Origin of the sequence: Streptococcus infantis (assembly GCF_047464715.1) — a bacterium.
GTDB classification, from domain to species: Bacteria; Bacillota; Bacilli; order Lactobacillales; family Streptococcaceae; genus Streptococcus; species Streptococcus infantis_S.
In genome coordinates this window covers 52551-70740 of sequence record NZ_JASHBJ010000005.1, presented here as the reverse complement: position 1 = coordinate 70740, position 18190 = coordinate 52551, and the positions used below count along the sequence as shown (strand labels likewise).

Sequence of the window (18190 nt, the reverse complement as noted above, 5' to 3'; positions counted from 1 at the left end):
AACCCACTCCGTTTTGTGAGTGGGTTTTTAGGTATTATTTTTTATGAGCCAATAGTTGATTGATGTGTGCAACTTTTTTAGATTCTCTCTTGTAGAGAACAATCCAGATGATGAGGTAGACGATTGCAAACTCTGGGATGAGTTGAAGGATGAAAGTCCAGTGAAGCGGAAACCATCCTGCTAGGATTGCTAGAGGTACAAAACCTAGCAACATAAGGAAGAAGTGAGTGACAGTCGCACGAAGAAGGCTCCAATCTTGAGCGAATAGACGGCCGCCAAAACTAAAGAGGACTCCAATCGCTGCCCAGATAAGCAGACAGTAAAGTAAGACGAGTGATCCATGCACCTGATGTTGGGTCATGAATTGACCAATCAAAGAGTTGGGGCTGAGAGGTGCGTAGTTGCTTGGTGAGTGGATAAAAGAAAAGATAATAGATAGGATGAGGCCGATGAGGATACCAGTTGTGGCATCGTGAAATACTTGTTTTTTCATAGTTCTAATTTCTCCTTAATAGCTTTGAGGTAACGGCGAGATGAGTAGGTGAAACTTTCGTTTTTAAGATAAATTTCAATCAAGCCGTTAGAGGTTAGTTTTAGATGACTGATAGCATCAATGTTGACAATTTCCGATTGGGAAATTTGGATAAAGGAAGCAGGTAAGATTTCAACTGCTTGGTAGAGACGAATGTCGAGAGCATAGATTCGACTGTCCGTTTCAGCCAAGACTTTACGATTCTCGATGTAAATCCGTTGAATCTTTTGAATTTCGATAAGAAAAACCTGATCTTGAAATTTTCCTTTAAGTGTTTCTTTTTGATCTAGCGATTGAACAAAGTCTTGAACTTTTTGAACTCTAGGGGACAAAGTTGGTGCTTCTATGATGATTTGTTCTTCAATATACTGCAGATCAATGTCGAGTTTGACTTTCATAATTTCTCCTTTATCTAGTTGTAATAGAGATCTCTTACTTACAAGTCTATTAAACACCATTTTTTTGACAATTACAAGAAGCTTTGTCTATGTGGTCGGTTGAAGAGTCTATCTGGTAGGTGACCGTTTTCAAAGAGATTTTAGAGTAAAGAAGTCAAAAAATAAGAAGAAATATATTGACAAAAATAGAAAAAAAGTGGTACAATGTTAGACGGTACTTTTTACTTTTGGTCTCTCAAGAGTGTACAGGGACGTGCTGACAAATGTTGCAAAAGTACACACAGATGATAGCTGTCACCAAGTGTATCATCACCAAAAATAAAAAAACACAGGAGAATGTAGATGCCTACAATTAACCAATTGGTTCGCAAACCGCGTAAATCAAAAGTAGAAAAATCTAAATCACCAGCTTTGAACGTTGGTTACAACAGTCATAAAAAAGTTCAAACAAACGTTTCTTCACCACAAAAACGTGGTGTAGCAACTCGTGTTGGAACTATGACACCTAAAAAACCTAACTCTGCCCTTCGTAAATTTGCTCGTGTACGTTTGAGCAACCTTATCGAAGTTACTGCCTACATCCCAGGTATCGGACACAACTTGCAAGAGCACAGCGTGGTGCTTCTTCGCGGTGGACGTGTAAAAGACCTTCCAGGGGTACGTTACCATATCGTCCGTGGTGCACTTGATACTGCAGGTGTTAACGATCGTAAACAAGGCCGTTCTAAATACGGTACTAAACGTCCGAAAAAAGCATAAGGAAAGGGGATAAAGAGAAATGAGTCGTAAAAATAGAGCTCCAAAACGTGACGTATTGCCAGATCCGCTTTACAATTCACAACTAGTTACTCGTCTTATCAACCGCGTTATGCTTGACGGTAAACGTGGTACAGCTGCTTCAATCGTTTACGGTGCTTTTGAGCAAATCAAAGAAGCTACTGGTAACGATGCACTTGAAGTATTTGAAACAGCTATGGAAAACATCATGCCTGTACTTGAAGTACGTGCACGTCGTGTTGGTGGATCTAACTACCAAGTCCCAGTTGAAGTTCGTCCAGAACGTCGTACAACACTTGGACTTCGTTGGTTGGTAACAATCGCTCGCCTTCGTGGTGAACACACAATGCAAGACCGTCTTGCAAAAGAAATCTTGGATGCTGCTAACAACACTGGTGCAGCAGTTAAGAAACGTGAAGACACTCACCGTATGGCTGAAGCTAACCGTGCCTTCGCACACTTCCGTTGGTAATAAAATGATACCAAGAGCGGTAAAGGCCCAAGGCAAAAATAGGAAACTGATGCAGTGTTCCGTGAACACAAAGCAGTTTATCTTTTTTGCACCGGGCCTCGCTCGGGTTCAAATCAGTTAACTCGAGCTTTTAGCCCGAGTTCAACTCAACTTATCTATAAGTTGAAACCAACTAAACAAGATAAACACTGAGAACGGGTAGGTCCTGCCTATCCGTTTTTATTAAATCGTGTTATAATAGAATAGAAATAAAAAATAATAGGAGAAACAAACCTCATGGCACGCGAATTTTCACTTGAAAAAACTCGTAATATCGGTATCATGGCTCACGTCGATGCCGGTAAAACAACTACAACTGAGCGTATTCTTTACTACACTGGTAAAATCCACAAAATCGGTGAAACTCACGAAGGTGCGTCACAAATGGACTGGATGGAGCAAGAGCAAGAACGTGGTATCACTATCACATCTGCTGCGACAACAGCTCAATGGAACAACCACCGCGTAAACATCATCGACACACCAGGACACGTGGACTTCACAATCGAAGTACAACGTTCTCTTCGTGTATTGGACGGTGCGGTTACAGTTCTTGACTCACAATCAGGTGTTGAGCCTCAAACTGAAACAGTTTGGCGTCAAGCAACTGAGTACGGAGTTCCACGTATCGTATTTGCCAACAAAATGGACAAAATCGGTGCTGACTTCCTTTACTCAGTAAGCACACTTCACGATCGTCTTCAAGCGAACGCACACCCAATTCAATTGCCAATCGGTTCTGAAGATGACTTCCGTGGTATCATCGACTTGATCAAGATGAAAGCTGAAATCTATACTAACGACCTTGGTACAGATATCCTTGAAGAAGACATTCCAGCTGAATACCTTGACCAAGCTCAAGAATACCGTGAAAAATTGGTTGAAGCAGTTGCTGAAACTGACGAAGAATTGATGATGAAATACCTCGAAGGTGAAGAAATCACTAACGAAGAATTGAAAGCTGGTATCCGTAAAGCGACTATCAACGTTGAATTCTTCCCAGTATTGTGTGGTTCAGCCTTCAAGAACAAAGGTGTTCAATTGATGCTTGATGCGGTTATCGACTACCTTCCAAGCCCACTTGACATCCCAGCAATCAAGGGTATCAACCCAGATACAGATGAAGAAGAAACTCGTCCTGCATCTGACGAAGAGCCATTTGCAGCTCTTGCCTTCAAGATCATGACTGACCCATTCGTAGGTCGTTTGACATTCTTCCGTGTTTACTCAGGTGTTCTTCAATCAGGTTCTTACGTATTGAACACTTCTAAAGGTAAACGTGAACGTATCGGACGTATCCTTCAAATGCACGCTAACAGCCGTCAAGAAATCGACACTGTTTACTCAGGTGATATCGCTGCTGCCGTTGGTTTGAAAGATACTACAACTGGTGACTCATTGACAGATGAAAAAGCGAAAATCATCCTTGAGTCAATCAACGTTCCAGAACCAGTTATCCAATTGATGGTTGAGCCAAAATCTAAAGCAGACCAAGACAAGATGGGTATCGCCCTTCAAAAATTGGCTGAAGAAGATCCAACATTCCGCGTTGAAACAAACGTTGAAACTGGTGAAACAGTTATCTCTGGTATGGGTGAGCTTCACCTTGACGTCCTTGTTGACCGTATGCGTCGTGAATTCAAAGTTGAAGCGAATGTAGGTGCTCCTCAAGTATCTTACCGTGAAACATTCCGTGCTCCTACTCAAGCACGTGGATTCTTTAAACGTCAGTCTGGTGGTAAAGGTCAGTTCGGTGATGTATGGATTGAATTTACTCCAAACGAAGAAGGTAAAGGATTCGAATTCGAAAACGCAATCGTCGGTGGTGTGGTTCCTCGTGAATTTATCCCAGCGGTTGAAAAAGGTTTGGTAGAATCTATGGCTAACGGTGTTCTTGCTGGTTACCCAATGGTTGACGTTAAAGCTAAGCTTTACGATGGTTCATACCACGATGTCGACTCATCTGAAACTGCCTTCAAGATCGCTGCATCTCTTGCACTTAAAGAAGCTGCTAAGACTGCACAACCAGCTATCCTTGAGCCAATGATGCTTGTAACAATCACTGTTCCAGAAGAAAACCTTGGTGATGTTATGGGTCACGTAACTGCTCGTCGTGGACGTGTAGATGGTATGGAAGCACACGGTAACAGCCAAATCGTTCGTGCTTACGTTCCACTTGCTGAAATGTTCGGTTACGCAACAGTTCTTCGTTCTGCATCACAAGGACGTGGTACATTCATGATGGTATTCGACCACTACGAAGATGTACCTAAGTCAGTACAAGAAGAAATCATTAAGAAAAACAAAGGTGAAGAATAATTCACCGTCACTTTAAAAGAAGTCACTTTGTGGCTTCTTTTTCTGTTTGGTAGAAATAGCTAAAATGGCCTCAAATATGGTAAAATAGAAGGAGTATATTGTGAGGAAAATGGATGTCAACCACTTTTGAAATTTTAATGAATCAGTTGGGAATCCCCGCTGACATAAGAAATCATGAGGCCTTCTCCCAGGCTGAAATTGAACAAGTTATTGTACACAAGCAAAGTAATATTTGGGAGTTTCGTTTTGTCTTTGAGAATATCCTCCCCTTTGAACTCTTTTTAGCGTTGAAGAAGGGATTGAAAGAAGAATTTTCAAAAACAGGAAATCAAGCGACTTTCAAAATTAAAACGAAAGATCAAGATTTTTCAAGAGAGCTTTTACAGGCCTACTATCGGGAGGCTTTTTCAGACGGGCCTTGTTCTAGCCAAGGATTTCGGACCATGTATCAGGATTTTCAAGTCCGATTTGAAAATGATCAGTTGATTATTGAGGCTTCTGAAGCAGCAGATACAGAACATTTTAGAAAAAACCACCTACCAAATCTTAGCAAACAACTTGAGCTCTTTGGTTTTCCTAAGTTTACATGCCATTTAGAGAAAAATGAACATTTGACCAAGGAAGAGCAAGAAGCTTTCCATTTGGAAAATCAAATGATTGTTCAGGCTGCTAATGAAGAAACACTTCGGTCCATGGAACAGTTGGAACAGATGGCGCCACCACCTCCAGTAGAGGACAAGCCTGTCTTTGATTTTCAAGCTAAGAAGGCAGCTGCCAAGCCAAAACTAGAAAAGGCAGAAATTACTCCAATGATTGAGGTCAATACTGAGGAGAACCGTCTGGTCTTTGAAGGAGTTGTCTTTGATGTTGAGCAGAAGGTGACTAGAACAGGTCGTGTTTTGATTAACTTCAAGATGACCGACTATACATCTAGCTTCTCCATGCAAAAATGGGTCAAAAATGAAGAAGAAGCTCAGAAATTTGACATGATCAAGAAAAATTCTTGGCTTCGTGTTCGTGGGAATGTTGAAATGAATAATTTCACGCGAGACTTGACCATGAATGTGCAAGATGTGCAGGAAGTTGTCCACTATGAGCGTAAAGACTTGATGCCAGAGGGAGAACGTCGGGTTGAGTTCCATGCGCATACCAATATGTCGACCATGGATGCTCTACCTGAAGTCGAAGAAATCGTTGGAACAGCAGCCAAATGGGGACATAAGGCAGTAGCAATCACAGACCACGGGAATGTTCAATCCTTCCCTCATGGCTATAAGGCAGCTAAGAAAGCTGGTATCCAGCTGATCTATGGGATGGAAGCCAATATCGTTGAAGACCGTGTTCCTATCGTCTATAACGAAGTGGAGATGGACCTTTCTGAAGCTACCTATGTAGTCTTTGACGTGGAAACGACAGGACTTTCAGCTATCTATAATGACTTGATTCAAGTTGCGGCTTCTAAGATGTATAAGGGTAATATCGTCGCTGAATTTGATGAATTTATCAATCCTGGGCATCCTTTGTCAGCCTTTACGACTGAATTGACTGGAATTACGGATGACCATGTAAAAAATGCGAAACCTTTAGTTCAAGTTTTAAAAGAGTTCCAAGAATTTTGTAAGGATACCGTTCTTGTAGCCCACAATGCAACCTTTGACGTTGGCTTTATGAATGCCAACTATGAACGTTATGGACTGCCCAAAATCACTCAGCCTGTCATCGATACGCTAGAGTTCGCAAGAAATCTCTATCCTGAATACAAGCGCCACGGTCTAGGACCTTTGACCAAGCGTTTTGGAGTTGCCCTAGAACACCACCACATGGCCAACTACGATGCGGAAGCAACTGGCCGTCTGCTCTTTATCTTTATCAAGGAAGTGGCAGAAAAACACGGTGTGACAGATTTGGCACGATTAAACCTTGATTTAATCAGTCCAGATTCGTATAAAAAAGCTCGTGTCAAGCATGCGACCATCTATGTGAAAAATCAGGTGGGCTTAAAAAATATCTTTAAGCTGGTTTCTCTCTCAAATACCCAGTATTTTGAAGGAGTTCCACGAATTCCACGTACGGTTCTGGATGCCCATCGAGAAGGTTTAATCTTGGGATCGGCTTGTACGGAAGGAGAAGTCTTTGATGCAGTCGTGTCACAAGGAGTAGATGCGGCAGTCGAAGTAGCTAAATACTATGACTTTATCGAGGTGATGCCTCCGGCTATCTATGCACCTCTGATTGCCAAGGAGCAGGTTAAGGATATGGAGGAACTCCGCACCATCATCAAGAGCTTGATTGAGGTTGGAGAGCGCCTTGGGAAACCCGTTCTGGCGACAGGAAATGTCCACTATATCGAACCTGAGGATGAGATTTATCGTGAGATTATCGTACGAAGTCTAGGTCAGGGAGCTATGATTAACCGGACTATCGGCCATGGAGAAGCTGCCCAACCAGCTCCGCTACCAAAGGCACATTTTAGAACGACCAATGAAATGTTGGACGAATTTGCCTTTCTAGGAGAAGATTTGGCTCGTAAGATTGTCATTGAAAATACCAATGCCTTGGCAGAAATCTTTGAGCCTGTGGAGGTTGTAAAGGGTGATTTGTACACGCCTTTCATTGACAAAGCCGAAGAAACAGTTGCTGAATTAACCTATAAAAAAGCCTTCGAAATCTATGGGAATCCACTCCCAGATATCGTTGATTTGCGGATTGAAAAGGAATTGACCTCTATCTTGGGGAATGGTTTCGCCGTGATTTATCTGGCTTCACAGATGCTAGTGCACCGTTCCAACGAACGAGGTTACTTGGTTGGTTCCCGTGGGTCTGTTGGATCTAGTTTCGTTGCGACCATGATTGGGATTACCGAGGTCAATCCGCTCTCGCCTCACTATGTCTGTGGCCAGTGTCAGTACAGTGAGTTTATCACAGATGGTTCTTACGGTTCAGGATTTGATATGCCAGATAAAGACTGTCCTAACTGTGGGCACAAGCTCAGCAAGAATGGACAGGACATTCCTTTCGAGACCTTCCTTGGTTTTGACGGGGACAAGGTTCCCGATATCGATTTGAACTTCTCAGGGGAGGACCAGCCGAGTGCCCACTTGGATGTTCGTGATATCTTTGGGGAAGAATATGCTTTCCGTGCAGGAACGGTAGGTACGGTGGCTGCTAAGACAGCCTATGGATTTGTCAAGGGTTACGAGCGTGACTATGGTAAATTCTACCGGGAAGCCGAAGTAGAGCGCCTAGCCCAAGGAGCTGCTGGTGTTAAACGGACGACTGGTCAGCACCCAGGGGGAATCGTTGTTATCCCTAACTATATGGATGTCTATGATTTTACTCCAGTGCAGTATCCTGCAGATGATGTGACTGCTGAATGGCAGACCACTCACTTTAACTTCCACGATATCGATGAGAACGTCCTTAAGCTTGATGTCCTGGGACATGACGATCCGACCATGATTCGGAAACTGCAGGACTTGTCTGGGATTGATCCTAATGAAATTCCTATGGATGATGAAGGCGTGATGGCCCTCTTTTCAGGAACTGATGTTCTTGGGGTGACTCCTGAGCAAATCGGTACACCGACGGGGATGCTGGGGATTCCAGAGTTTGGAACCAACTTTGTACGTGGGATGGTAGACGAGACGCATCCGACGACTTTTGCAGAGTTGCTTCAGCTCTCAGGTCTATCCCACGGTACCGACGTATGGTTGGGAAATGCCCAGGACTTGATTAAGGCTGGAATTGCGGACCTATCAACCGTTATCGGATGTCGGGATGACATCATGGTTTACCTCATGCACGCTGGTCTAGATCCAAAGATGGCCTTTACCATCATGGAGCGAGTGCGTAAGGGAATGTGGCTCAAAATCTCTGAAGAAGAGCGTAATGGATATATCGAGGCCATGAAGGCTAATAATGTCCCTGAGTGGTATATCGAATCTTGTGGGAAAATCAAGTACATGTTCCCTAAAGCCCACGCGGCTGCCTACGTTATGATGGCCCTTCGTGTGGCCTACTTCAAGGTTCACCATCCGATTTATTATTATTGTGCTTACTTCTCCATCCGTGCCAAGGCCTTTGATATCAAGACCATGGGTGCAGGCTTGGATGCTATCAAACGCAAGATGCAAGAAATTGCTGAAAAGCGCAAGAACAATGAAGCTTCTAACGTAGAAATTGACCTTTACACAACACTTGAAATCGTCAATGAGATGTGGGAACGTGGTTTTAAATTTGGCAAGTTAGACCTCTATCGCAGTGATGCGACTGAATTCATCATAGATGGAGACACCCTCATCCCACCGTTTGTCGCTATGGATGGTCTAGGAGAGAACGTTGCCAAGCAACTGGTTCGTGCTCGTCAAGAGGGAGAATTCCTCTCTAAAACAGAACTCCGCAAGCGTGGTGGGCTCTCATCAACCTTGGTTGAAAAGATGGATGAGATGGGGATTCTCGGAAATATGCCAGAGGACAACCAGTTGAGTTTGTTTGACGATTTGTTTTAATAGTTTGAAATGTCTTATGTAGGTTTGAGGTTAGTTAATGATGCTAAAGAAAAACAGAGCAACACCTTGGAAACCAGGGAAAGTTATTTCCATACGCTTGCGAAATGGCGTTTACGTATTAGCACAAATGGTGCGTGATCCCTATCTGGTATTTTTCAACCATTTTAACGAAGAAAATAACTGGAAGGGAGTGACCTTGAAAGAGGAAGATATCCTTTTTTGTAAAGCAGTTACTCGTCAGTTTCTACGCTATAGTTCTGTAGCGATTGTCAAAGAAATTAACCCCCTGTTAGATTATGGACTACCCAAAGAATGGATCTATAGCCATATTGGAGGGCATCCTATTACTGTTTCGGTAAAGGGACGGGAGCGCCAAGTAGCTGGTTTTGGTCGACGCTGTTCTTTAGTTCTAGCGGATAAGGACAGTGGTCAACCGGAGGATAATCCACTTATGGGCCTCTTCCAAGCTTATATCATACCAGATATCAAAGAACAGGATTGGGAACGAGTAGGTCAGGCTGAACACATGTCCATTGAAGTATTTCCAACACTCAATGAGCGTCTCTACCTTTGCTATCTTTATGGGAAAAATATAAATCCAGAACAAGATATCTCTTTGGGAAAGCCCCTGCTTGATGACTATGAAACTTATGTAGATATCCTCACTAACAGCCCAGAGGCTCGACGTCTCTATCTAGGAGAGTACGAAGAATAAGAAAGGACTTTTGATGAAACTCAGAATTTTTGCGGAAGACAAACCTGCTCAAAAGGTTTTTGAATATCAGTTAGAGCTTGCTGATCAGACAATTCTTCTATCGACAGCACTCTTGTCGGGTGCTATTGCTTTAGCAGGATTATTTTCTGCTTTGAAAGAAAAATAAAAATAGAAAAGAGAAACAAGATGGTTTTACCGAATTTTAAAGAAAATCTAGAAAAATACGCTAAGCTTTTGGTTGCAAACGGAGTGAACGTGCAACCTGGTCACACTCTGGCTCTCTCTATCGATGTGGAGCAACGTGAGTTGGCTCACTTAATCGTCAAAGAAGCTTATGCACTTGGTGCACATGAAGTTATCGTTCAATGGGCAGATGACTTTGTAAACCGTGAGAAATTCCTTCACGCGCCGATGGAGCGTTTGGACAATGTACCAGAATACAAGATTGCTGAGATGAACTACCTTCTTGAAAACAAAGCAAGTCGTCTCGGTGTCCGTTCTTCTGACCCAGGTGCCTTGAACGGAGTGGATGCTGAAAAACTTTCAGCTTCTGCTAAAGCTATGGGAATTGCTATGAAGCCAATGCGTATCGCAACTCAATCTAACAAGGTTAGCTGGACTGTAGCAGCTGCTGCTGGACTAGAGTGGGCTAAGAAAGTCTTTCCAAATGCTGCGAGTGACGAAGAAGCAGTGGACCTCCTTTGGGACCAAATCTTCAAAACTTGCCGTGTCTACGAAGAAGATCCAGTTAAGGCTTGGGAAGAGCATGCAGCTATCTTGAAGAGCAAGGCAGAAATGCTCAACAAAGAACAATTCTCAGCTCTTCACTACACAGCACCTGGAACTGATTTGACACTTGGCTTGCCTAAGAACCACGTTTGGGAATCAGCTGGAGCTATCAATGCTCAAGGCGAAGGTTTCTTGCCAAACATGCCAACAGAAGAAGTCTTTACAGCTCCTGACTTCCGTCGTACAGATGGTTATGTTACTTCTACAAAACCACTTAGCTATAATGGAAATATCATCGAAGGTATTAAAGTAACCTTTGAAAATGGTCAAATCGTTGATATTACAGCTGAAAAAGGTGACCAGGTTATGAAGGACCTTGTCTTTAAGAATGCTGGTGCGCGTGCTTTGGGTGAATGTGCCTTGGTACCAGATCCAAGCCCAATTTCTCAGTCAGGTATTACCTTCTTTAATACTCTTTTTGATGAAAATGCTTCTAACCACTTGGCTATCGGTGCAGCCTATGCAACGAGCGTCGTTGGTGGGGCAGAGATGAGCGAAGAAGAGCTTGAAGCTGCAGGACTTAATCGTTCAGATGTTCACGTTGACTTTATGATTGGTTCTAACCAAATGGATATCGATGGTATCCGTGAGGATGGAACACGTGTACCACTCTTCCGCAATGGAGATTGGGCAATTTAAGGAGAAACTATGATTGGAAGTATGTTTGTCGGTCTTTTGATCGGACTATTAGCAGGAGCTATCACCAATCGTGGAGAACGGATGGGATGCTTCGGGAAAATGTTCCTCGGTTGGATTGGTGCCTTTCTAGGACAATTACTCTTTGGTTCTTGGGGGCCAAGCCTAAGCGGTACAGCCATTATCCCATCAGTTTTAGGAGCCATGATTTTATTAGCCATCTTCTGGGAAAGAGGAAGCTAGTTTTAACTTGCTAGAACAGATAAAGAGGTTGGAAATCTTCCAACCTCTTTTTTATGAACTGCCAAAAGACTGATATGCGACTAGCTTGGCTTTCAGTGACTGGTTCTTTTTATATTTCGTCAAGTATGGTACAATAAAAGTATGAGAATTCAACAATTACACTATATTATCAAAATTGTAGAGACTGGTTCGATGAATGAGGCGGCCAAGCAACTCTTTATTACTCAGCCCAGTCTATCAAATGCAGTTCGTGACCTAGAAAATGAGATGGGAATTGAGATTTTTATCCGAAATCCCAAGGGAATCACCCTCACACGTGATGGGATGGAGTTTCTATCCTATGCCCGTCAGGTTGTCGAGCAAACTCAACTTCTAGAAGAACGCTATAAGAACCCAATCGCTCATCGCGAGCTTTTTAGTGTGTCTTCGCAACACTATGCTTTTGTGGTCAATGCCTTTGTTTCCTTGCTTAAGAAAAGCGATATGGAAAAGTATGAGCTTTTTTTGCGTGAAACCAGAACCTGGGAAATCATCGACGACGTCAAGAACTTCCGCAGTGAAGTCGGAGTCCTCTTTTTAAATAGCTATAACCGAGATGTTCTTTCTAAGATGTTGGATGACAACCATCTAGTTGCTCATCATCTCTTTACAGCCCAGCCCCATATCTTTGTCAGCAAGTCCAACCCTCTTGCCAAAAGAGACAAGGTGCAGTTGGCAGATCTAGAAGACTTCCCATATTTGAGCTATGACCAAGGGACCCATAATTCCTTCTACTTCTCAGAAGAAATCTTGTCACAGGAACACCACAAGAAATCCATCGTTGTTAGTGACCGTGCAACCTTGTTCAATCTCTTGATTGGTTTGGATGGCTATACCATCGCGACTGGTATCCTCAATAGTAATCTTAATGGAGACAATATCGTTTCGATTCCACTTGATATTGATGATCCCATTGAACTGGTTTATATCCAGCATGAGAAAACTAGCTTGTCTAAGATGGGTGAACGCTTCATCGAGTACCTACTTGAAGAAGTTCGCTTTGATAAGTAATTTGAATAAATGAGAAGAGAAAAGAAGAATGACGACATTAAATACAAATGATTTTGATTTTCACTTACCAGAGGAATTGATTGCTCAGACTCCTTTGGAAAAGCGCGATGCCTCTAAACTCTTGATGGTCAATCGCAAAACAGGTGAATTTCAAGACCGCCACTTTCACTCCATTATCGAAATGTTAGAGCCAGGTGATGCCCTGGTTATGAATGATACCCGTGTATTGCCAGCTCGACTTCATGGTCAAAAAGAAGAAACAGGGGGCCATGTTGAACTCTTGCTTTTGAAAAATACAGCTGGAGATGAGTGGGAAGTCTTGGCTAAACCAGCTAAACGTCTCAAGGTCGGCACCCGTGTTATCTTTGGTGATGGTCGACTTAGCGCAGTCGTGACTGAGGAATTAACCCATGGCGGTCGTATTGTCCGTTTTGAGTATGAAGGAATTTTCTTAGAAGTACTTGAAAGTCTTGGAGAAATGCCTTTACCTCCTTATATTCACGAAAAATTGGATGACCGTGAACGTTACCAGACAGTCTATGCCAAGGAGAGTGGATCAGCCGCTGCCCCAACTGCAGGTTTGCATTTTACCAAAGAATTACTAGAAGAAATCCAGCAAAAAGGCGTTCATCTAGTCTACCTGACCTTGCACGTTGGACTTGGGACCTTTAGACCTGTTTCAGTAGATAATTTGGATGAGCATGAGATGCACTCAGAGTTTTATCAATTGTCTGAGGAAGCAGCAGCGACCTTGCGTCGGGTCAAAGAAAATGGTGGCCGTGTCATTGCTGTGGGGACTACCTCTATCCGTACGTTAGAAACCATCGGAAGCAAGTTTGATGGGCAAATCCAGGCTGACTCTGGCTGGACTAATATCTTTATCAAGCCAGGCTATGACTGGAAGGTGGTGGATGCTTTTTCTACTAATTTCCATTTGCCGAAGTCTACCTTGGTCATGCTTGTCTCAGCTTTTGCAGGCCGTGAATTGGTCCTCAAAGCCTACCAGCATGCTATCGAGCAAAAATACCGTTTCTTTAGCTTTGGCGATGCCATGTTTATCTACTAAAAAACGAGCAAATCAAAACTAGAAATAAAAGGGCTAATTCCTACTTGGATTAGCCTTTTTTCGATATATGATAGCTATTGAATTAAAAGCAAATAAATGATACACTGAAGACTACGATACAGCCGTCAAATATATGCAAAATCTGACGAGCTACTTTTATCTGAGTCTATTTCAAAGGAGATTTTTATGAAAAACAAAACATTGCGCTATACGAGCCTATCAGTCCTGACCTTGTTGACTGCCTTGACCTTGGTTGCCTGTGGTGGAAAGACCGACAAGAATACGTCAGTTTCAAACCAAAAGGAAACAACAACTCAAGTAACGACGGCTTCAGCAAGTAAAACAGAAGCAGGCCAAAAAGAGGGGCAGAAGTCTGAAGCAAGTAGTGGGTCAGATGCTAAAACGACGCAAGCAGAACAAAAGGAAGATAAGCAAAAGTCACAAGAAGCTTACGCTAAATTTGTGGGAACTTGGGAAAATTATGCAGGGACAACTGCAACAGTTACATCTGATGGAATTGTAACAATCCAAAGTTCAAAAGGAACCTTTAATTATGAGATGGGTCGAGTAGAGGAAAAAAATGGTTATTACTCAGCAGGAATCCAACTTGTTGATGGTGGAGAAGGTGCTCGCCTTATCTACACTCCAGCGGGAGTCCAAAATGAATTGACAGGTACAGATGGTAGCCAAGAAGTCTTGTCCATCGGCCAATCACCAAGTGACAAAGATAGTCATTTTTACCGTAACTAAGAATACCAGTAAGAAGTAAGGGTGTAGAAACGCCCTTGCTTTCTAACCAATTTAAAATATAACAAAGGAAATAGAAAGAGGTAAAGGTGTTTTTTCTATGACGCCGTCGTGTCTTTATCGGCGAATGCAATGGACAGGCTGTTTATTATGACCAAAAGACAGGAGAGGCTTTAGCTGCTCCAAAGAGTGTCTTGCTCAATACTGCAGGCGCTCGTGACACGAATTCCTTTATCCCTGAATTGGTAGTTCTCTTTCTAGCAAAATGGAAAGAGAATTTTTTTCTAATTAAGCAGAGCATATTTCTGTTTAAACAACTCAATTTTATCATTGCAGTAATTGATTAAATCTTGTGCTTTTTCAAATGTGTAGCCTTTTTCAGATACAGACTTGACTTTCTTTTCATCAAAATAGTAGCCAGTCAAGCCCCTGACTTCCTCTGATAAGGTGAGATAATAGCCTGTTTCGATTCCCTGATCTAGATCTTTCGAGAGAGACTTCATCAGGCGTCCGAAGAGAGACTTTTTTGTCTTTTCATCACTAGAATTATTCCCTAAGTTAGTCGAGATAAGACCAGGATGATAGGCATTGATGGTGATGTTTGAACCTCTTAAAAAGAAGTCTCTTGCCAGATAGCGTGTCATCCAAATAGTGTAAAGTTTTGAATTATTGTAGGCCAATCCTGGATTGTATTCTTTCTCAAATCCAAAGTCCAAATCCTTGACCTTGGCAAAATGATGCATATAGGAAGAAGTATTAATGACACGGCTGTCAGCCGATTTTTCTAACAAGGGGCTTAGCTCAGTTGTTAACAGATAGGGAACGAGAACGAATAACATAAAAGTCAACTCGACATTTTTAGCACTCGCTTTTCGTTCTTTTCCTGCATACAGGCCTGCATTGTTAAACAAGACATCGATCCTTTGAAAGTCTCGCTTGATTTCCCCTACAAATCGATAAACATCGTCTAATTTTGAAAAATCTGCCAAGTAGCTCGAAACTCTGCCTCTCAAGGAAACGGCCCGAACCTCTTGAAGCGCCAGCTCAAGTTTTTGAGGATTGCGACCATGGAGGATGACCTGATGGCCTTCACTGGCTAATTTCTTTGCCAAATGTTTACCGATACCGTCAGTAGCACCTGTAATCAGAATCGTTTTGACCATATTAGTCCTCCAAGAAAGCAATGAGTTCTTTTGAAAACTCCTCTGCATATTGGAAGATCGAACCGTGACCAGCATTTGGATAGATGATCAGCTTACTATCTTTTATTTTCTCATGCATATCATAAGAATTTTCTGTTGGAACCTGCATATCCTTGTCCCCGTTGACGATTAAGGTTGGTTGGGTGATAAATCTTAGGTCGTCTTGAGAATCTTTCCCCCAACGTTTAATGGCTTTGAGTTGAGTCAAGAAACCAGGCACACTCATGTCTTTGTCCGCAAATTCCTTGGTTCGCATTCCCATTCGTCCGAGAACTTTCAAAGCTTCGATTTTTCCTTGTTCATCATGGTTATAGAAGATATAGCGTTTAGGATCGATGCGCTCGAGTCCAGCTTTAAACATATAGTTAAATGTTTTCCCTGTGACCTTATCAATCTCTTTTCCACCTCGAGGTCCTGTTCCTGCTATAATGAGACGATTGACCAAATCAGGCTTGATTCGGACCATTTCTTGGGCAATCATCCCTCCCATAGAAAGACCTAGGAGATTGATTTTATCGTAACCAAGGGATTGAATAAAGGCAATCGTCTGCTCAGCCATTCCAGAAATGGTTGGGGCCACTTTTCCTTGACTGGCTCCCACACCAGGAAGGTCGACCACAATCACATGGTGCTTTTCAGCAATCAAGTCCAAAAGTTTTGGATCCCAGTTGTCGAGGGTTGCTGCCAAGTGGACCAGCATCAGAAGAGGTAGTTTTGATTTGCCTTTGCTGAGTTCGCGATAGGCAATTTTGTTCCCTTCAACAGTGATGTATTGATTTTTAGTTGTAAGATATGACATTGTCTTTTCCTTTTTATTTCTTAAAGCTGAGGACAGTTTTTCCACGTGAGCGACCATTAGCGACCTTGTCTAAGGCGCTATTCACTTCTTCAAATGGATAGACTGTATCGATAGATGGCTTGATTTCTAATTTGCTAAAGAGGTCAGCTACCTCTTGTAATTGAGCACCATTGCTTTCCACAAAGATAAAATGGTAGTGAACGCCGTATTTGTCAGCCATCTTATCAAATTTGCGACCAGCTAAGCCAAGAATCATCTGTTTCCATTTTGGCAGGTTCATGCGTTTGGCAAAGTCACCATTTGGCATAGCACGGAGGGAAACAAGCTGACCACCTTTTTTCATGATAGACATTTGTTTTTCAGTCTCAGCGCCACCAAGGGTATCGAGGACATAATCAACCTGGCTAACAGTTTTTGTATAATCCTCTGTTTTATAATCGATAAAGCGGTCTGCTCCTAGGTTCAATACACGCTCAGCGCTATCTCCAGCCCCATTGGTAATGACCTTCAAACCTTTAGCCTTAGCAATCGGAATGGCCATACCGCCGACACCGCCTGTACCACCAGAGATAAAGATGGTTTTGCCAGCTTGAGCCCCCATGAGTTCTAAGGCTTGCATAATGGTTAAGGCAGTCAAAGGAACAGCAGCGGCTTCCTCGTCAGACAGATAGTCTGGAACCTTGGCTAGAGCCTGACTATCGACAGCTACGTATTCTGCAAAGGCACCAATATGATTAAGTGGTAAACGCCCAAAAACTCGGTCTCCGACTTTGAGATTTTTGACTTGTCTACCTGTCTCTTCAATGATACCGACCACTTCATTTCCAGCAGTTTGTGGAAGTTTGTAAGGGACGATCACCTTTACTTCACCACGGGAAATCATGTTATCCAGAGGATTAACACCAGCTGCGGTGACTTTGACCAAAACTTCTTTGTCTGTGATGCTTGGTTTTGCGATTTCTGTGATGTTTAGTGTGATATTGTTTTTGTTATAAGTAGTATGTTGTGCGACTTTCATTGTCTACCCTTTTCTATTTTTTGTTGTATCCGATAGAGATACAAGCATAGTCTTTTTAAAACTGATCTGCATGCAAATCAGTTTCGTTTTTGTTTGGCATCTTTATAAAGATTGTTAATGACATCTTCTAAGGTTTGCTGGGCTAGTTCCTTATCAAGTTGAGCTTCAGCGCTAGCAAATAGTGGCGAAATGGCAGCTTGAATATGTTTCCCTACTGGGCAATCCGGATTGCTATTTTGGTGAACGGGAAATAAGCTGATGTGGTTGACTTCTTGTGTGGAAAAATAAATCTCAAGTAAGGTCACTTCCTTTGGGGACTTACTGAGTTGATAGCCTGTTTTTCCTTGATGGGAAGTAATTAAGCCAGCGTTTTTCAATAAGGCAATCACCTTACGAATATAACTAGCGTTGGTTCCGACGCTCTCAGCCAGAGCTTGTGAACTTAAGGTATCCTTGCTCTCGCTAATCATGGTTAGGATATGTAAGGCTACTGAAAATTTTGTATCCATATAAACTCCTTTGGATAACTTGTATCTAATACGAGAACAAGTATATCACAAATAAAATGAAAAGCAAGACTTTTGTTTTAAATTTTTAAAATATTTTTGAAGAGTGTCATCAGATTAGAGATGTCTGGAAAGGCAGTTCATAAAAAATAGTGAGATAAACTTGTTTTAAAGAAACAGCATCTCCCCTCTCTGCTTGATCAAACATATCTTAGTTTGTGCCTAGTAAACTTTGTTTAATAATCTAATTATATGTTATTTCATTCCGTTTTTTTGTTCTTTTCAAAGCGTTATGAGGACTTGAAACTTCTTTTATGATTTTTAATTAGTAAAATGTTGAACTATAGTGAGTTTTGTGTCACAATAGATAGTAT

The 18190-nt window shown here is 42.2% G+C and carries 17 protein-coding genes; 11 read left to right on the top strand and 6 right to left on the bottom strand.

Annotated features, from left to right (window positions below; genetic code table 11):
* Nucleotides 1-34: 34 nt before the first annotated feature.
* Complete coding sequence (locus tag QM419_RS07960) at nucleotides 35-493, bottom strand: DUF3021 domain-containing protein (protein ID WP_414278422.1); 459 nt, start codon at nucleotides 491-493, stop codon at nucleotides 35-37.
* A complete protein-coding gene (locus QM419_RS07955; protein WP_414278421.1) occupies nucleotides 490-930 on the bottom strand; it encodes a LytTR family DNA-binding domain-containing protein in 441 nt (146 codons plus the stop codon). The genes QM419_RS07960 and QM419_RS07955 overlap by 4 nt, the downstream gene beginning before the upstream one ends.
* 342 nt (nucleotides 931-1272) lie before the next feature.
* On the opposite strand from QM419_RS07955, the gene rpsL reads away from it, so the two are divergent.
* From rpsL to QM419_RS07900, 11 genes are all read left to right on the top strand, one after another.
* On the top strand, nucleotides 1273-1689 hold the full coding sequence (gene rpsL, locus QM419_RS07950; RefSeq protein ID WP_001142333.1) for a 30S ribosomal protein S12: 417 nt from the start codon (nucleotides 1273-1275) through the stop codon (nucleotides 1687-1689).
* A 19-nt stretch (nucleotides 1690-1708) separates the two neighbouring features.
* Entirely contained in the window at nucleotides 1709-2179 is a 471-nt protein-coding gene (gene rpsG, locus QM419_RS07945; RefSeq protein ID WP_000087873.1) for a 30S ribosomal protein S7, read from the top strand.
* 276 nt (nucleotides 2180-2455) lie between these two features.
* Nucleotides 2456-4537 carry an elongation factor G gene (gene fusA, locus QM419_RS07940; protein WP_414278420.1) on the top strand — a complete coding sequence of 694 codons (2082 nt, stop codon included), beginning with the start codon at nucleotides 2456-2458 and terminating at the stop codon, nucleotides 4535-4537.
* Nucleotides 4538-4650: 113 nt separating this feature from the next.
* Nucleotides 4651-9045 carry a PolC-type DNA polymerase III gene (locus tag QM419_RS07935; RefSeq protein ID WP_414278419.1) on the top strand — a complete coding sequence of 1465 codons (4395 nt, stop codon included), beginning with the start codon at nucleotides 4651-4653 and terminating at the stop codon, nucleotides 9043-9045.
* Between the two features lie 37 nt (nucleotides 9046-9082).
* Entirely contained in the window at nucleotides 9083-9760 is a 678-nt protein-coding gene (locus QM419_RS07930; RefSeq protein WP_414278418.1) for a hypothetical protein, read from the top strand.
* Between the two features lie 13 nt (nucleotides 9761-9773).
* Nucleotides 9774-9926, top strand: a complete 153-nt coding sequence (locus QM419_RS07925; protein ID WP_223140520.1) for a hypothetical protein — start codon at nucleotides 9774-9776, stop codon at nucleotides 9924-9926.
* 20 nt (nucleotides 9927-9946) lie between these two features.
* Complete coding sequence (locus QM419_RS07920; protein WP_414278417.1) at nucleotides 9947-11188, top strand: aminopeptidase; 1242 nt, start codon at nucleotides 9947-9949, stop codon at nucleotides 11186-11188.
* A gap of 9 nt (nucleotides 11189-11197) precedes the next feature.
* Nucleotides 11198-11428, top strand: coding sequence for a GlsB/YeaQ/YmgE family stress response membrane protein (locus tag QM419_RS07915; RefSeq protein ID WP_178894541.1), 231 nt, complete (start codon nucleotides 11198-11200; stop codon nucleotides 11426-11428).
* Nucleotides 11429-11569: 141 nt separating this feature from the next.
* Nucleotides 11570-12478, top strand: a complete 909-nt coding sequence (locus QM419_RS07910) for a LysR family transcriptional regulator (protein WP_414256329.1) — start codon at nucleotides 11570-11572, stop codon at nucleotides 12476-12478.
* A 28-nt stretch (nucleotides 12479-12506) separates the two neighbouring features.
* Nucleotides 12507-13544: a tRNA preQ1(34) S-adenosylmethionine ribosyltransferase-isomerase QueA gene (queA, locus tag QM419_RS07905; RefSeq protein WP_414278416.1), complete on the top strand. Its 1038-nt coding sequence runs from the start codon at nucleotides 12507-12509 to the stop codon at nucleotides 13542-13544.
* A 186-nt stretch (nucleotides 13545-13730) separates the two neighbouring features.
* The gene (locus tag QM419_RS07900) at nucleotides 13731-14294 is read left to right on the top strand and encodes an ABC transporter substrate-binding protein (RefSeq protein WP_414278415.1); all 564 of its coding nucleotides are present in this window, start codon (nucleotides 13731-13733) and stop codon (nucleotides 14292-14294) included.
* A gap of 281 nt (nucleotides 14295-14575) precedes the next feature.
* On the opposite strand, the gene QM419_RS07895 is transcribed toward QM419_RS07900, so the two are convergent.
* The 4 genes from QM419_RS07895 to QM419_RS07880 all read right to left on the bottom strand — a co-directional run bounded on the left by QM419_RS07895 (nucleotide 14576) and on the right by QM419_RS07880 (nucleotide 17819).
* Entirely contained in the window at nucleotides 14576-15454 is an 879-nt protein-coding gene (locus tag QM419_RS07895; protein ID WP_250307650.1) for an SDR family NAD(P)-dependent oxidoreductase, read from the bottom strand.
* 1 nt (nucleotide 15455) lies between these two features.
* A complete protein-coding gene (locus tag QM419_RS07890) occupies nucleotides 15456-16292 on the bottom strand; it encodes an alpha/beta fold hydrolase (RefSeq protein ID WP_060955223.1) in 837 nt (278 codons plus the stop codon).
* Between the two features lie 13 nt (nucleotides 16293-16305).
* Nucleotides 16306-17310 (bottom strand): NADP-dependent oxidoreductase, encoded by a 1005-nt coding sequence (locus QM419_RS07885; RefSeq protein ID WP_060955224.1) that lies wholly within the window; start codon nucleotides 17308-17310, stop codon nucleotides 16306-16308.
* A gap of 77 nt (nucleotides 17311-17387) precedes the next feature.
* Nucleotides 17388-17819: an Rrf2 family transcriptional regulator gene (locus QM419_RS07880; protein ID WP_060955225.1), complete on the bottom strand. Its 432-nt coding sequence runs from the start codon at nucleotides 17817-17819 to the stop codon at nucleotides 17388-17390.
* Nucleotides 17820-18190: the final 371 nt, after the last annotated feature.

Bases quoted from the DNA above. Each gene is read 5' to 3' on its own strand.
- QM419_RS07880 (WP_060955225.1), bottom strand. From the start codon at position 17,819: ATGGATACAAAATTTTCAGTAGCCTTACATATCCTAACCATGATTAGC.
- QM419_RS07915 (WP_178894541.1), top strand. From the start codon at position 11,198: ATGATTGGAAGTATGTTTGTCGGTCTTTTGATCGGACTATTAGCAGGA.
- queA (WP_414278416.1), top strand. From the start codon at position 12,507: ATGACGACATTAAATACAAATGATTTTGATTTTCACTTACCAGAGGAA.
- QM419_RS07920 (WP_414278417.1), top strand. From the start codon at position 9,947: ATGGTTTTACCGAATTTTAAAGAAAATCTAGAAAAATACGCTAAGCTT.
- rpsG (WP_000087873.1), top strand. From the start codon at position 1,709: ATGAGTCGTAAAAATAGAGCTCCAAAACGTGACGTATTGCCAGATCCG.
- QM419_RS07895 (WP_250307650.1), bottom strand. From the start codon at position 15,454: ATGGTCAAAACGATTCTGATTACAGGTGCTACTGACGGTATCGGTAAA.
- QM419_RS07960 (WP_414278422.1), bottom strand. From the start codon at position 493: ATGAAAAAACAAGTATTTCACGATGCCACAACTGGTATCCTCATCGGC.
- fusA (WP_414278420.1), top strand. From the start codon at position 2,456: ATGGCACGCGAATTTTCACTTGAAAAAACTCGTAATATCGGTATCATG.
- QM419_RS07955 (WP_414278421.1), bottom strand. From the start codon at position 930: ATGAAAGTCAAACTCGACATTGATCTGCAGTATATTGAAGAACAAATC.
- rpsL (WP_001142333.1), top strand. From the start codon at position 1,273: ATGCCTACAATTAACCAATTGGTTCGCAAACCGCGTAAATCAAAAGTA.
- QM419_RS07890 (WP_060955223.1), bottom strand. From the start codon at position 16,292: ATGTCATATCTTACAACTAAAAATCAATACATCACTGTTGAAGGGAAC.
- QM419_RS07900 (WP_414278415.1), top strand. From the start codon at position 13,731: ATGAAAAACAAAACATTGCGCTATACGAGCCTATCAGTCCTGACCTTG.
- QM419_RS07935 (WP_414278419.1), top strand. From the start codon at position 4,651: ATGTCAACCACTTTTGAAATTTTAATGAATCAGTTGGGAATCCCCGCT.
- QM419_RS07930 (WP_414278418.1), top strand. From the start codon at position 9,083: ATGATGCTAAAGAAAAACAGAGCAACACCTTGGAAACCAGGGAAAGTT.
- QM419_RS07885 (WP_060955224.1), bottom strand. From the start codon at position 17,310: ATGAAAGTCGCACAACATACTACTTATAACAAAAACAATATCACACTA.
- QM419_RS07925 (WP_223140520.1), top strand. From the start codon at position 9,774: ATGAAACTCAGAATTTTTGCGGAAGACAAACCTGCTCAAAAGGTTTTT.
- QM419_RS07910 (WP_414256329.1), top strand. From the start codon at position 11,570: ATGAGAATTCAACAATTACACTATATTATCAAAATTGTAGAGACTGGT.